The organism is Solibacillus silvestris (assembly GCF_051967575.1).
GTDB lineage: Bacteria > Bacillota > Bacilli > Bacillales_A > Planococcaceae > Solibacillus > Solibacillus silvestris_B.
Genome location: NZ_JBQCJW010000027.1, coordinates 16,020 through 30,519 on the forward strand (window position 1 = coordinate 16,020; position 14,500 = coordinate 30,519).

The 14,500-nt window shown below is 37.7% G+C and carries 11 protein-coding genes; 4 read left to right on the plus strand and 7 right to left on the minus strand.

Annotated elements, in window-relative coordinates; all coding sequences use genetic code 11:
• Positions 1 to 41: 41 nt before the first annotated feature.
• Together ACTHOQ_RS14530 and ACTHOQ_RS14535 are read right to left on the minus strand one after the other, a co-directional pair.
• Positions 42 to 3,101, minus strand: a complete 3,060-nt coding sequence (locus ACTHOQ_RS14530) for an ATP-binding response regulator (protein WP_440496870.1) — start codon at positions 3,099 to 3,101, stop codon at positions 42 to 44.
• Between the two features lie 21 nt (positions 3,102 to 3,122).
• Positions 3,123 to 4,268 carry a response regulator gene (locus tag ACTHOQ_RS14535; RefSeq protein ID WP_440496871.1) on the minus strand — a complete coding sequence of 382 codons (1,146 nt, stop codon included), beginning with the start codon at positions 4,266 to 4,268 and terminating at the stop codon, positions 3,123 to 3,125.
• A 528-nt stretch (positions 4,269 to 4,796) separates the two neighbouring features.
• Between ACTHOQ_RS14535 and ACTHOQ_RS14540 the strand changes: the two genes are divergently transcribed.
• Positions 4,797 to 7,769, plus strand: coding sequence for an EAL domain-containing protein (locus ACTHOQ_RS14540; RefSeq protein WP_440496872.1), 2,973 nt, complete (start codon positions 4,797 to 4,799; stop codon positions 7,767 to 7,769).
• A 119-nt stretch (positions 7,770 to 7,888) separates the two neighbouring features.
• Here the strand turns inward: ACTHOQ_RS14540 and ACTHOQ_RS14545 are convergent, their stop codons facing one another.
• Positions 7,889 to 8,977 (minus strand): M42 family metallopeptidase, encoded by a 1,089-nt coding sequence (locus ACTHOQ_RS14545; RefSeq protein ID WP_440496873.1) that lies wholly within the window; start codon positions 8,975 to 8,977, stop codon positions 7,889 to 7,891.
• Between the two features lie 111 nt (positions 8,978 to 9,088).
• The gene (locus ACTHOQ_RS14550; RefSeq protein WP_440496890.1) at positions 9,089 to 9,571 is read right to left on the minus strand and encodes a dUTP diphosphatase; all 483 of its coding nucleotides are present in this window, start codon (positions 9,569 to 9,571) and stop codon (positions 9,089 to 9,091) included.
• Positions 9,572 to 9,661: 90 nt separating this feature from the next.
• Between ACTHOQ_RS14550 and ACTHOQ_RS14555 the strand changes: the two genes are divergently transcribed.
• The 3 genes from ACTHOQ_RS14555 (at position 9,662) to ACTHOQ_RS14565 (ending at position 11,861) form a co-directional block, all read left to right on the plus strand.
• Entirely contained in the window at positions 9,662 to 10,042 is a 381-nt protein-coding gene (locus tag ACTHOQ_RS14555; protein ID WP_440496874.1) for a sigma-w pathway protein ysdB, read from the plus strand.
• A gap of 86 nt (positions 10,043 to 10,128) precedes the next feature.
• Positions 10,129 to 10,806, plus strand: a complete 678-nt coding sequence (locus ACTHOQ_RS14560; RefSeq protein ID WP_440496875.1) for an ABC transporter ATP-binding protein — start codon at positions 10,129 to 10,131, stop codon at positions 10,804 to 10,806.
• Positions 10,807 to 10,808: 2 nt separating this feature from the next.
• On the plus strand, positions 10,809 to 11,861 hold the full coding sequence (locus ACTHOQ_RS14565) for an ABC transporter permease (protein WP_440496876.1): 1,053 nt from the start codon (positions 10,809 to 10,811) through the stop codon (positions 11,859 to 11,861).
• A 507-nt stretch (positions 11,862 to 12,368) separates the two neighbouring features.
• Here the strand turns inward: ACTHOQ_RS14565 and ACTHOQ_RS14570 are convergent.
• From ACTHOQ_RS14570 to ACTHOQ_RS14580, 3 genes are all read right to left on the minus strand, one after another.
• Positions 12,369 to 12,959: a peroxidase-related enzyme gene (locus ACTHOQ_RS14570; RefSeq protein WP_440496877.1), complete on the minus strand. Its 591-nt coding sequence runs from the start codon at positions 12,957 to 12,959 to the stop codon at positions 12,369 to 12,371.
• Positions 12,952 to 13,728 carry a cyclase family protein gene (locus ACTHOQ_RS14575; RefSeq protein WP_440496878.1) on the minus strand — a complete coding sequence of 259 codons (777 nt, stop codon included), beginning with the start codon at positions 13,726 to 13,728 and terminating at the stop codon, positions 12,952 to 12,954. The genes ACTHOQ_RS14570 and ACTHOQ_RS14575 overlap by 8 nt, the downstream gene beginning before the upstream one ends.
• A 137-nt stretch (positions 13,729 to 13,865) precedes the next feature.
• On the minus strand, positions 13,866 to 14,132 hold the full coding sequence (locus tag ACTHOQ_RS14580; protein WP_440496879.1) for a DUF1294 domain-containing protein: 267 nt from the start codon (positions 14,130 to 14,132) through the stop codon (positions 13,866 to 13,868).
• Positions 14,133 to 14,500: the final 368 nt, after the last annotated feature.

Here is a 14,500-nt window from a genome sequence, read left to right on the forward strand (position 1 = left end):
TTTCAAATATTAATCTGCTGCTCCACGCTTAATTGGTCCAGCTATCGTTTCATAATACGGAACGAGACAGTCGTGCCTTCATGCAATTGGCTATCAATTTGAAGCCCTTCACCGAAAAGCTGTTTAACACGATGATTCGTATTGGCAATGCCAATCCCTTGTTCGTGCTTATATGGCCTCGAAAGAACTTCCTCAATTTTATTTGCAGTCATGCCGATACCATTATCTTTAATGGAAATGATATCGTATTCATCATGATTCACTACAGATATTGTAACTTTCCCGCCTTCCGTTTTTTTGAATATGCCATGATTTACCGCATTTTCGACGATTGTTTGGATAGATAAAGGCGGCACAAGTATTCCTTGCAAATCCTCCACATTCCAGGAAACTTCAAGGCGATTTCCAAATCTTGTGCATTCTATGAAAAGATACGAACGAACAAGCTCAAGCTCATCGTCTATCGGGATGAGGCTTTTAATATTGTTCACATTAAAGCTTCTGCGCAAGTAATTTCCGAACTCGTGCAGCATATCAACCATATGCGATGGATTCAGCTCACCTAAAGATGCGATTGAATTTAACGTATTATAAAGAAAATGAGGCTTGATTTGGGCTTGTAAATAAGCTGCTTCTAAACGCAGCTGCTCTTTCATTGCCTGTTTTTGTGCAAGCAGCGCATGAACCCTTGCACGTAATTCAAGTGCATTCGCTGGTTTCGAAACATAGTCGTTTGCCCCGGCAAGAAAGCCTGCATAAACATCTGATGGCTGGGTTCTCGCAGTCAATAATAAAATAGGCAGTTCCATAATTGTATAATGCACGCGAATTGCCTTGCATAATTCATATCCTGACATTTGCGGCATCATCACATCTGCAATAATAAGATCCCAATTTTTAGACTCGATTTCTTTTAATGCACCTTCCCCACTTTCGGTTGTATGCACATTATAAAGCTTCCCAAGAATATTGCTGATCACCTTTAAGTTAATCGGATCGTCATCGACAATAAGAATACTGCCTTTTCGCGTTGTCTTTTGATCATCAATCGGTAATTGCTGTTCGACGACAGTAGACGTTTCGGCAGGCAAAGAATACTCAACAGATGCCGCAGCTTCATTCTCCGCAAAAATTGTTGTGCTTTCCACCAATGGTAATGTGAAAGAAAAGGTTGTCCCTTTGTCAATTTCCGACTGCACCGCGATCGTGCCTCCATGAAGTTCAATTAACTGTTTGGCTATGCTTAAGCCAAGCCCGATCCCATCCCGGTTAATATTTTCTGAACGCTCATAACGCAGGAAAATACGATTGATTTCATCTTCATTCATTCCTATGCCTGTATCGCGAATGAAGATTGTTGCTGCTTTTTCGTTATGGCTTGCACTAATTGTAATGCTGCCTTCATTCGTGAATTTGACCGCATTATGAAGCAAATTGAACATAATTTGGACTAGCCTGCTTTCATCAGCACAGACAGGCGGGAAAGAGGCCGAAATAGTTGAGGTGATATTCAGCCTGCCCGTATTATTTATGAAATGGATCATATCAATAACGCCATATGTCACACTATGTATTTGAAGCGCCCTTTGCTTTAATTGGATACGCCCTTCTTCCAATTGGTTAATATCCAGTAAATCGTTCAGCGTAAAGACCATTCGATTGCCGATTTGCAAAAGCAATTCTAGATTTTCTTTATTTTTATCGGACAGCTGCGATGCTTCCGTTTCCAAAACCGTTTGGGCGATGTTCAGCATACCATGCAATGGATTACGCAATTCATGTGATGTATTGGCAAGGAAAATGTCTTTCTGAACATCCACCTTCACTAATTTATTATATTGTTCCTTATTTAACCGAATCAATTTAATATGGCGCCTTATAAGCAGCAGCACAATGACAATAATGGAAACAATATAATCAAATGGATAAAAGGGTATGTTTACGACAAGGGTTTTGATTGCCGTTCCCCAAGCACTGTTTGACAGGAAGCAAATCAAATATAAAAGGATAAACACGCCATCCATATCCCCTTTTATAATCGCAGAAACCGTGGGGATCACGAGCTGAACGGCGATAAAGCCAGCATAAATAATGAGTATCAGCTTCATAGGCGTATAATGTATAGCCGATGTTGTCATTAATATCAATGATAATGGAATGAAGAGAATATATAATGCATTCGAAATTTTCGACTTGATTTTATAAAGTTCACTGACGGATTTTAATGTTAAAAGGAGCAAACCGATCAGCAGCACTATCAGTAATTTAATATAAAGCGCGTTTTCTATAGGAAGATCTAATAGCACATTATCATCAATCAAAATAAGGAATCCATTAAAAGCGAGCAATAGGCTAATATAGAGCAGCTCTTTTTCGTATTGCCCTCTTCCAACGAAGAAAATTACGATTGCATAAAAACTATGCAAAAAAAAGATCATACTAGCAAGCAGTTGCAATGATTGTGATAAGTTTGCCCCGTTCGAGATTGCCGTTTGAAGCCCGAAGTAGACGGAACCTTTCAATCCGCCTGAATTAATGCTGTCAAAATTGGATAGTTGGATAACTAACTCAATTTCATTGGCATCCGTCGAAAATACCGCCGTCATCGGGCCTTGTTTTTTTATTTTTTTTGAAGGTTGTTTATCCGCGAAGTTCTCTGAATTAATTAATTTCCCATTAACATAAATACTTGCATATGCCCCGAAATCGTTCAATTGAAAGCCGTAGATTGTTTCTTTTTGCTGGGGGGGCAGTAAAATTTTGAGCCTGTAGGAACCATAGCCTATTGCTGATTCATCTAGTGCGCCCAATTCTTTTTTCCAGTTTCCGGGCACTTGTATGTATTGTCGTTCGCTTATATTTGCCGGCTCTTCGTCAATAATGAACATAAAGGGATAAAATTCCCATTCACCGTTCAAAAATATTATTTCATCTTCCTTCAAGGTTTCGTTGCGTAAATCGACAATTCCCGTTTCGGCATTTTGCTGTGCCGGAGAATTGAAATAAAGCAGCCATCCAACCCGCAAAGCAAAAATGCATAATATGAAGCTGCCGATGATCAGCAATATTCTTTTCAAATTCGCGTCTTTATTTACAATCAAAGTTTTTTCGCCTTTCATTTTCTATATATGACCATCTACTTGAAGATGTTGTTTCTCCCAATTTTCATACCAATTATTAATCTCTTTCCCCATTTCGATTTGCAATTCGTCCACGGCTTTTTCATATTGCTCATAATAATAGGCGACAAGAGGATAGTTTCCGATTTTATCCAAAGCTTTGAGTAAAGAATATACCGCTCCTTCATAGTTCGGATACACTGTACAAACATTTATGTACCAATTGACGGCTTGCTGAATATTCTTTTGTCTTTCATAGTAGCGGGCAATCTTCAAAGCCCGATCTATATATAATTGCTCCAAACGATGGCGTTCGGCTTCTGCCCAAATATAGCCGTATTTCTCCAAATAAGCCCCGCCGTATAATCCCATCACCTTTTCAAATGCATCGATATTTTCCTCGTGCAGTTGCGGAAATAAATCGAGCTTTGTTTCCCATTCGATTAAATCGATCGTCGCGTTTTTGAGGTTGAGCGTATACCCCTCGTCTGTACTTTCGATTATCAAATTGTTTTTATACGGAGCTATCGTCTTTCTTATATGATAAATTAATGTATACAGACGCGAATAGCTTTTTTCCGTCAAATCGCTAGGCCAAAGCAGCTCCGTCAATTCGGACTTTAAAATGCTCCTCTCCCTTTTATGAAGCAAATAGAGGAACAGCTCTTTCATCTTAACGGTGCGCCATTTTGGTCGGATAATCGTTCCGTCCGATAGCTCAAACGTCAATTCTCCGCTAACATGCACTATAATTGCTCCTTCATCTTTTTTTGGAGCCGGAATATTTGAAGAATGGACTTTTTGGATTCGCTTGCAAGTTTTGCGCAAACGATCAATTCGGACAGGCTTCACTAAATAGTCAAATGCATTAAGCTCGAACGCCTCTGTCGCGAAGTTATTATGTGCTGTCACAAAAACGATTTTCAGCAATGGATTTATTTTTAGCAGTTCGGCAGCCAAATCAACCCCGTGAATACAAGGCATTTCCATATCCAGAAAAACAATATCTATTTGCTCCACTAAATTTCTGTTTGCATTCGGGTCAAAAAAAGTGAACTTTCCTTTTAAGAATATACCGCCGACCTTTTCCAGCAATTTTTCCAAATACTCCAATGCAAGTTGTTCATCATCTATAAGAATTGCCTTCATTCAAACATGCCCTCCGCCATTAAAGATATAAAAGATTCTATCTTAATTTAGCAAATATTGTCTATTTAAAGACTTTGTAAAAGAAAGTCTTTCAATTTGCTCTTTCATATTTCTGTGATTTTAATGCCCTATCGTTGTCCCTCATCTAATCCCCCTTCGTATATGCGAGATTTTATAAGGAATTGGATTTCAATTTTTTCTTATTGCAAACCATCTGGCCGAAGAGATTTTACAAATAAGCTAATATGATTATTTACCAATGACTTCGGGTAGTTATTAATTATCGTTTAGCTTCGAATATGTATTTTCGGTATATATTTACTCTTATTATTTTCCTGTCTTTATATCCTTATAATTATGTATAAATATAGCACATTACTACAATTTATTATGTTGTATTTTTACTATCTTTACAGTGCAAACTCTACCACAGGTAAATTTCCCTATATATTTTCACGAACTTTTTTACTATTATTTTGATTACATAACCATTAAGACGACAATTTTAACGAGACAAGGGGGATTTTAATGGAAAATAACGAGAATATTAATAAATTGAAACAAATTTTTTTAAAGGAAGATAGTTTAAACAATAATGGCCTCTTCAACATAGATGAAATAAAAAAAGAGCTGCTGAATTATTATTCATCTCTTACAATATATCATCCGGATATAATTATTATATTTTCGAAAGAAGCTGAAATCATTTCCGCCGACAATAAAAAAATTCATTCTTTATTGGGAAAGACGATTAACAATGCGGACGACTTAAAGGAATTGTTATTCGGCGAAAACTATCAAATAATGGAGGATGCTTTTACCCAAACATTAAACGGGAAATCCGAGAAATATAATATAGAAATAAAGGATATAAATGATAAAAGCCTATATCTCGCTCTTACCTTTATCCCGATTATCAATGAAGGTGAAGTTGAAGGTATTTATATGATTGTTGCCGATGTTACAGATAAGGCCCTATTAAAGCAGCAGCTAATATTAAGGGAAAACCACTTAAATTATGCGCAGCAAATAGCGGAAATCGGCAGCTGGGAATATTTGATTGATGAAGATAAATTATTTTGTTCAGAAAACTTCTATAATATTTTCGGGTTGGATCCCCAAAATTTCATAAGTATGGACGCCCCATTTCTATTAGTTCATCCAGACGATGAAGAGGAAGCGTATAAAAAAGTAAGAGAAGCCATCATGTATGGAAAAAGCTATACAAATCAGTTTCGTATTCTGCATGGGATGACAAATGAATTAAAATATATTAAAGTGCATGCAGAAGTTTTTTTCGAGGAGCATAAACCATATAAAATCATCGGTGTTATAAAAGATGAGACATACCAAATACAACTTGAAAATCAGTTAGTCGAACAAAATGAAAGCTATAAATCGATTTACAACAATCTATCATCCGGAATATGGATGCGGGAAGTAATAGGCGGCAAATTTCTTTTCGCTTCTAAAGGACTGGAAAAAATTCTGGATATCCCCCTGTCCAAGCTATATGAAGATTCAAAAGTTTGGTTTAGCATGATTCATCCGGATAACCTTCAAGAATTGGAAAACGGCAAAAAGAAATTGGCTTCCGGGAAAAGCTTTCAAACGATTTATAAGTTAATAAGCGGGAGCGGAAAAACAAAGTGGCTGCTGGAGGAAGTTGTTCCGAGACTTAACGAGGCTGGCGAAGTTACAAATATTTTCGGCTTAGTGACAGATGTCACGCAAGAAATGGAATTCAAAGAAAAATTGAACTATTTATCGAACTTTGATGCTCTTACAGGTCTTCCCAATCAAAAAAGCCTCTTTGAAAGAATGGATGCACTATGCGTTAATGATGATCCATTCGCAATTTTTTATTTGGATCTTGACCGTTTCAATATCATCAATGACTCATTGGGCCACTCAATTGGAGATGAAGCATTGCAATTTATTGCGAAGCGATTCGAAAAACTGATTCCATCAAATGATTACCTTGCACGTTTAAGCAGCAATGATTTTATAATGATCATTAAAAATTATAAAAATAAAAAAGACGTGTATCACTTAGCCAAAAAAATAATTAGAAAAGTAAGCGAACCGTTTACAATTGATGATTATGAATTGAATGTATCCACAAGTATCGGAATTACATTTTTCCCTGAGGAAGGCAGAGAAAAGCAAACATTGCTGAAAAATGCGCACACAGCCCTTTATCAAGCGAAAAAGGAAGGTAAGAACAACTATCAGCTTTCATCCCACTTGGCGGATATATCCTCATACAAAAAATATGTTTTAGATCGGGATATGCGAAAAGCTATCGCAAACGAGGAATTCGATTTATATTTCCAGCCGCAAGTAGAAACAAAAAAAGGGGCACTTTGCGGGGCGGAAGCATTAATTCGCTGGAATCATAAAGAATGGGGATTAGTTTCCCCCGGGGAATTTATCCCGCTGGCAGAAGAAAATCATATGATTAATACGATTACCGATTGGGTCATCCAAAAAGTTTGTCGTCTTCTCGTAGAATGGAGGGAAAAGGAACTTCCAATTATACCTATCGCTATTAATATCCCGCCAATACGGTTCATGAAAAAAGGCTTTTTGCAATTTGTAAAAGGACAACTTGATCGATATCAAATAGATCCTGCTTATCTTGAGTTTGAAATTACAGAAGGTACGCTGTTAAATATCGAAAAGGGTGTTTATGCAACAATTCAGAGCTTAAAAGAGCTCGGCATACGTATTGCAGTCGATGATTTTGGCACCGGCTATGCATCATTGGCTTCGATACGCAAATTCAAACCGAATACAATAAAAATCGACAAACTATTTATCTGTAACATCAATAAGGAAGACAATTTTGATAATGGGATTATCTCGGCAACATTGCATTTAGCAAAAACATTGGAAATGAATGTTGTCGCTGAAGGGGTGGAAGAGTTTGATCAGCTTAATTTCCTGAAGCAAAACAAGTGCGACATTATACAAGGATACCTTTTTTCGAAACCGGTTAAGGTAGAAGAATTTGAGAAAATACTGAAAACAGGCTATTTAAAGCCAGAAAAAATAAATGTGAAATCGACTCCTGCTGAACGAAGAAAATTCCTCCGATTTGAATTCCCGTTTCCTATATTAGGTCAATTAACGATAGTGGAATTGAACGAAAGGAAGCTGCAGGTTGGTCAAACTCCTGTTTTGATCAAAAACATCGGCATGGATGGATTGAATATACAATCAAATTTAAAATTGCCAATCAACATGAATATAAAATTTCATATTAGCTTTATCCTGCTTAATGAAAAATTCGAGGTAAACGGAGAATTAAAGTGGGCAAACGAGGAGTACACGAATATTTTCTCTTATGGAGTATCCATTAAATCGGATCAGTCAACTGACGGGCGATTAAGTTCTGTCATAAATAAATTAAATACTTTACGCAAAAATGACGAACAAATTCCAGATACAGAATTTGTTTATGAGGATGTTTATACTTATTTAGGGAAAAATATGTAATAAAGCGTTTTGTCGAAACTTCGAAAATATGGTGATCAAAAAAATCAATTTTCCAGGGAGGAAAATTGATTTTTTTATATTTCAGCTTAAAAACCATAAAATTTATTTAGTTTCCATTGTTATTCAAACGTAATTTTATTTACTGTCTCACGGTCTAATCGCTTAATCACTTCTACGATTAGCTTCACCGCATTGTCGTAGTCATCACGGTGCAGAATCCCTGCATGTGAATGGATGTAGCGGGTTGCGACACCGATTGCAAGTGAAGGAACACCGTTTGCAGTAATATGAATAGAGCCTGCGTCTGTGCCGCCGCCTGCCATTGTTTCAAATTGGTAAGGGATACCTGCTTCCTCCGCGACATCAAGAACGAATTCACGTAAGCCTGTATGTGATACCATTGATGCGTCAAATACAACAATTTGCGGGCCTGCACCCATTTTCGATGTCGATTCTTTTGGTGTTACTCCTGGTGTGTCTCCAGCAACTCCTACGTCTACAGAGAATCCGATATCCGGCTGTACTTTGAATGTGGAAGTTTTCGCACCGCGCAAACCAATTTCCTCTTGCACATTCCCAACACCGTATACGATATTCGGGTGTTTTTCGTCTTTCAATGCTTTTAACACATCAATGGCAATCGCACAGCCGATACGGTTATCCCATGCTTTAGCCAATAGATGCTTTTCATTTTTCAATACATGGAATTCGAAATACGGTGTAATCATATCACCAGGGCGCACACCCCACTCCATCGCTTCCTCTTTGGATGTAGCACCGATATCAACGAACATTGATTTTATATCGACTACTTTATTGCGTACATCTGCCGGTAAAATATGCGGTGGCTTCGATCCGATGACACCAATAATTTCTTCGCCTTTACGCGTTGTAATCGTTACGCGTTGTGCAAGCATTACTTGGCTCCACCAGCCGCCTATCGTTTGGAAGAATATAAACCCTTTATCATCAATGCGAGTTACCATGAACCCTACTTCATCCAAGTGACCCGCCACCATAATTTTCGGACCATTTTCATCGCCGACTTTTTTAGCGATTAAACTGCCTAAGTTATCTGTCTCTACCTCATCTGCAAATGGTGCAATATATTTTTTCATTACTTCTCGAGGAGCGCGTTCGTTCCCCGGAATTCCGTTTGCATCCGTTAAATCTTTGAACATTTGTAATGTAGTATCTAGCTTTGTCATGTTGGATATCCCCCTAAAAATTACTCTTCTCCATTATAGCGGCAATATTTCGAAATGTGAAACAGTTTCTCGCGAGTTCCGCCATAACAGGAAATGCATTTAAAATTCTGTTTAATAGCCGTTGCGTTGACGCGCATAGTTTTTTTCGTTTTTTTGCTTATACGCTTCTATAATGTCCTCTTCCGTGAAGCCTAAATTGTAGGCAATTAAGCTGTATTGTACCCAAATCGCTCTATAATTCCCCTCTGTTTGCTGCTGTAAAAAGTTAAGGATTACTTGTGCCGCAGCAATAAAAATCCCGGTTAAATCAGCTTCCTGCTTTACTGCCGGCCATTCCTCCAGCAGAAAACCGCGCATATAGCCAAGCGATAGCAAAAAGTGTATCGAATCGACAAACTCTTCTAAAATGACAGCACGCTCAGATGGCCCTTTCGTAGACCAAAATTTAAAACAGCGTGTTTCATTTGCAAGTTCCCCAAGCTCTACTAATAAAGCAAGTCCTTTTTCTTCAAATACGTCGTGTTGTACATTTTGTGTTTCTTCAATAAAACGGTCGAGCTGCTTCTGCATTTCGAATAATTGACTAAAATTCATCATAACTTCCCTCTTTTACTAAAAAAAATGAAACCTTTTATACTACTTAATCGTATAGCAGGCAAACACCGTTAGCAAGGAGGACGTTTTATGGCTTTATTATTGCGAATTGCCATCATCCTTCTCATCATTTACATATTTTATAAAGGGATACGCTATTTAACCGACCCGAAGCGTAAATTGGATGAGGCTTATGAAAATGGACAATATTATTTTTATGATGATGTGAAAAACATTCGAAAAAACTTTTTCATTTCGTATAAAGGAGCACTATTTGAAGGAGAAAAGTATTTAGGCACGACAAATAACGCCTTTGAAGTAGTAAGCATTTTTGTCTTTGTCCACGATGCGATGAAACTTCAGGGCTTCACAAAAGAGGATTTTTTATATTTGGAAAAGGAAATTTTAATGAATTATCCGAATGCAGCAATCAATTGGAAAAATCCGATTGAACAATTAATGAAAGACTGACTGGGGACAAGCGAATCGTATTATTGCGATTCGTTTTTTTGAAACTAAAAGCTGCTATATCCGTATAATAAATTGAGGTGAAATTTATGGACATACATATACTAAAAGCAGGCTACGCTACAAACGAAACGAGTATTGAGCAAATTAAGTTTACAATACAGCCTGGTGAAATCGCCGGTTTAATCGGTGGCAATGGCGCCGGCAAAAGTACAACGATTCAATCGATGTTGGGCGTTATCCCTTATTTTGAAGGTACCATTTCAATACCATCGTACGGTTATGTACCGGAACGCCCATTATTATATGAACATTTTACATTGCGCGAACATCTTCAATTTTTGATTGATGAATGCAATGATAAAACGCTATGGGATAAAGCGGAGCAGCTGCTTACACTGTTTCAAATCGAAAAACGTCTAGATGATTTGCCTATTTACTTTTCAAAAGGAATGCAGCAAAAAGTAATGCTTGTTTTAGCATTTTTGGTTGAACGCCCGCTATATATATTAGACGAGCCATTTATGGGACTCGATCCACGGGCAATGCGCGAGCTGCTTGTGCTAATTGATGAACAAAAACAGAAAGGTTCAAGCTTTTTGCTTTGTACACATCAATTGGAAATGGCTGAAATGCTTTGCGATCATTATATTTTGCTTCATGAAGGGCATATGCAAGCACAAGGGACATTGCAGGAGCTGCAACAAATTGTTGGGCAGCCCATTTCATTATTGAACATTTTTTATGAACTGCAAGGCAGGTTATAGCTATGTTTACAAAAAGGCTTTATCGTTCTTATCAATTTAATTTCAAGCTTTTTAAATCTGTATTTGATTGGACTGTCGTTCTTTATGTTGCGATACCTGGCTTTGTTATTAGCTTTTTCTTATACTGCGATATTTCGGAAAATTTCCATGCTTTTGAATTACAGCAAAATGCTATATTGGTTCTGTTATTTTTATTAAGCTTTTTTCTAGTAAAATCATCGGTGCGTTTATTTATGTATGACGCCGATCTTTTATTTTATAAGCAGCAGACAACAAAAATGCGTCATATCAAACTATGCGGCTATTTGTATTCATTTTTGCAATATAACTTTCTGCTAATTACCATATTATTGCTCGCTTCCCCTTTCATCATGCTGCCATTATGGAAAATCATGCTCGCTTTGAATGTATTGAGCGTGCTTCATATAGTCATCCAATACACTTTCCAAAAGTGGTATACGAAATGGCCGCTGTTATTGGTCATTCATGCACTCATTACTTTTAGTCTCTTTATTATGCCAATATGGGGATTTAGCGGGCTGCTTCTTATCGTTCACATCATTTTGTTGAAAGTGGTATTAAGCAATCGTTATTGGACAACGGAAATCCGCTGGGAATACGAGGCTTTTTATCAATGGATGAAGAGGTTGTATCAATTCAGTTTGGAAATACGCTATTATATGCCGGCAAAAACGAAACAGCCTCTCCTGCTGCTCGCCAAAAAGAAGGTTTTAAGCAGGCATCGTGTCGATAATTTAGTTTATAAAACATTGCTGAGAAAATTAAATTATATGAAATACCCGGTTCAGCTAATCGCCATTAGCATTGGCCTTTTATTTGTCCTGCCTACATGGGCAAAAGTAATTGTTCTCGGCTTTTCGGTCATTGGCTTAAATGTAGCACTCAACTCGATTTTCAACGAAATAAAGCAGGCACCCTTTTTCCAGCTGACGACTGTTCACGAAGAGGAATGGATACAGGCAAATTCACGCCTTAAAAGACGATTGCTCGCTCCGCTAATCGTTCTTATGATGCTATTATTTTTTATTGTTTAATAGAAAAGGATGCTGCAAAAGACGGGAGGCACTGAAAATCCCGGGGGAATCTAGCATACTCTAAGCAAGCGGCAAGACGGTAAATAAGAGGAGGCATCCCGTAATTCGATGTGAAAGGGGGGGACCCGCTATTACTGGTTTGGTGATCAGTTTAAGTGCCTTCCCCAATAAATAAGCGGAAAAACTCCGCTTATTTTAAAAATAGTATCAAAAATAGCCTAAATAGACGGAGAAATTCCGCCTATTGACTCGAAAAACACGGAAATGAAGGACTTTTCTTTGCATAGTCGGAAAAACTCCCCTTATTTTCCCCAAAACAAGCCCTATTGCGCAAATAAGCGGAAAAACTCCGCTTATTCTTTCCCTTATCACTTACTCAGGAGCCAGAATCTCTATGAGTAAATGAGAATTTTTATCCAATACGAGAGAGCGGCATTTATTAAAAATGAAATTGGTTTTTTTAATAATCATATTTTTAGCGTCCTCCAAAAAGTGCAGCATCCCTTTTTAGCGATTATGTCCGTAATGCCCTGGATTTGCAATGGCGCCTATTGTGCTTACCCAGCGATTTGTATAGTTGAAGAAGCCTACAACATACGCCGCCTCCAGCACTTCATGATCATTGAAGCCAGCCGCCCGCAATAAATCCACTTCTGCTGTTGTAATTTCGTTTGGATATTTCGTGGCACGATATGCATAATCGCATAATGCGCGCTGCTTTCCTGTAAGTTTTGCGGACCGGTAATTATAAGTCAATTGATCAACCCATCCCGGATTTTGTGTAAGCCCCCGAAGCACATCACTATGTGAAGTAAGACAATAGCTGCAATTATTCGTTGAAGAGACAACAAGCCCGATCATCTCTTTATCCGCCAATGATAAATAGTTTATTTCTTCATTGAATAAGGTGTATTTAAATTCTAAAAAGCCTTTATATTGCAGGGCATTCAGCGGAAGAATTTTAAATAAATTATTCACAAATCCGTTTTGTTCCAATTGTTTTTCAATATGCTCGTCGAATAACTTTTGCACTTCTTCTGGTATTTCATCTTCATTCGGCTTTTGCAAATATGATAATTGTTCGTCGTATTTACTCATATGCTTCACCATCTGCAGGGGTAATAGCAAAACAACGTGCCGGAAACCCTGTCGCATTTTTCGCTTTCGGAAAAGTTGCGAAAATAATGGCGCCAACCGGAGGCACTTGATCCAAGTTTGCCATCACTTCGATTTGAAATTTATCTTGCTGTAATACATAATCTTCACCTGCAAACCCAATTTCCTGCTGTAATAGTGGCGGATCAGTATCAAATGGCTCATGCCCGACTGCGCCGGCATTGCGCACCTCAAATAAAAACTTCAAAGCATCCACCGACCAGCCTGGATAACGCGAATTGCCGTTTTCATCTTTATTTAGCATCGCATCCTGAGCTGGCCAACGCTTCGACCAATCTGAACGCATTGCAACAAAAGCACCTTCAGGAATTTGGCCATACTGTGCCTCAAACTGCTCAATATCCTCAATTGTTAGCGCATAATCATGATTTTCGGCTACTTTTTCATGCACATCAATCACTGCTAAAGGATAGGCAAATTCCTCGACACGAATTTCATCTACTAAACGTGCATTCGGTATAAAGTGCCCTGGTGCATCCACATGTGTGCCGTACTGTCCCGGAAATGCATAATGATTCACTTTCATCGGCGCTTCAGGAAAATCGAATAATACCGTATTTTTTAACGGCTCAAATCCTGGCCAGCGTGGTGTATCCTCGCCAAAGCTTTGCGTTAAATCCACCCATTTATATTTTGGTGATTGCAATTCCTTCAATTGATTCCAAAGCGTTAAATTTGTCGCAACTGGCACTCATAACTCCTCCTCTAAATGTTTTCTGAATTTATTATAAATTACAATAATTTATAATACAAACTATTTTTATGGGAATTATAAGAAACTAAAAAGATTTATAAGAAAAGTTCGCCTTTTTCTTATAAATCTCTTTATCATAAATTAAATAATTGTACGAGCAAAAAAATATGAATAGCCCCTAGTAGCGGAAAACCGAACGCGAACGCATTGTGTTTTGTTTTATGTCTAAATAAATACATTCCTAACACTCCGCCGATAGCGCCGCCGAAAATGCCTAATGTTAATAATGTTTTTTCAGATATACGCCATTCTTTCTTTTTTGCTCGTTGTTTGTCTATGTACATATAAGTGCATAATAGTATTGAAACAATTATCACATATGAGAGTGCTGCAAATGCCATACACAATCCCCCTTCATTTGAAAAAAGACCGATAAGGAAAAATTCCCTATCAGTCTCATTATAAAAGTAAATGCCAATTATTTAGCGACTGCTTTTTTTGTACCTGCCGCTTACGCTTTCGGTACAGAAATCACAGTATACGCCTTATAATTATTTTAGCACTAAATCGAAATTCTATTCTTTCTTATTTAGCGACTGCTCTTTTTGCACCTGTCGCTTACGCTTTCGGTGCAGAAATCAAAGTATACGCCTTATAATTATTTTAGCACTAAATCGAAATTCTATTCTTTCTTATTTAGCGACTGCTTTTTTTGTACCTGCCGCTTACGCTTTCGGTACAGAAATCACAGTATACGCCTTATAATTAT

Bases quoted from the DNA above. Each gene is read 5' to 3' on its own strand.
- ACTHOQ_RS14535 (WP_440496871.1), bottom strand. From the start codon at position 4,268: ATGAAGGCAATTCTTATAGATGATGAACAACTTGCATTGGAGTATTTG.
- ACTHOQ_RS14540 (WP_440496872.1), top strand. From the start codon at position 4,797: ATGGAAAATAACGAGAATATTAATAAATTGAAACAAATTTTTTTAAAG.
- ACTHOQ_RS14545 (WP_440496873.1), bottom strand. From the start codon at position 8,977: ATGACAAAGCTAGATACTACATTACAAATGTTCAAAGATTTAACGGAT.
- ACTHOQ_RS14550 (WP_440496890.1), bottom strand. From the start codon at position 9,571: ATGAATTTTAGTCAATTATTCGAAATGCAGAAGCAGCTCGACCGTTTT.
- ACTHOQ_RS14555 (WP_440496874.1), top strand. From the start codon at position 9,662: ATGGCTTTATTATTGCGAATTGCCATCATCCTTCTCATCATTTACATA.
- ACTHOQ_RS14560 (WP_440496875.1), top strand. From the start codon at position 10,129: ATGGACATACATATACTAAAAGCAGGCTACGCTACAAACGAAACGAGT.
- ACTHOQ_RS14565 (WP_440496876.1), top strand. From the start codon at position 10,809: ATGTTTACAAAAAGGCTTTATCGTTCTTATCAATTTAATTTCAAGCTT.
- ACTHOQ_RS14570 (WP_440496877.1), bottom strand. From the start codon at position 12,959: ATGAGTAAATACGACGAACAATTATCATATTTGCAAAAGCCGAATGAA.
- ACTHOQ_RS14580 (WP_440496879.1), bottom strand. From the start codon at position 14,132: ATGGCATTTGCAGCACTCTCATATGTGATAATTGTTTCAATACTATTA.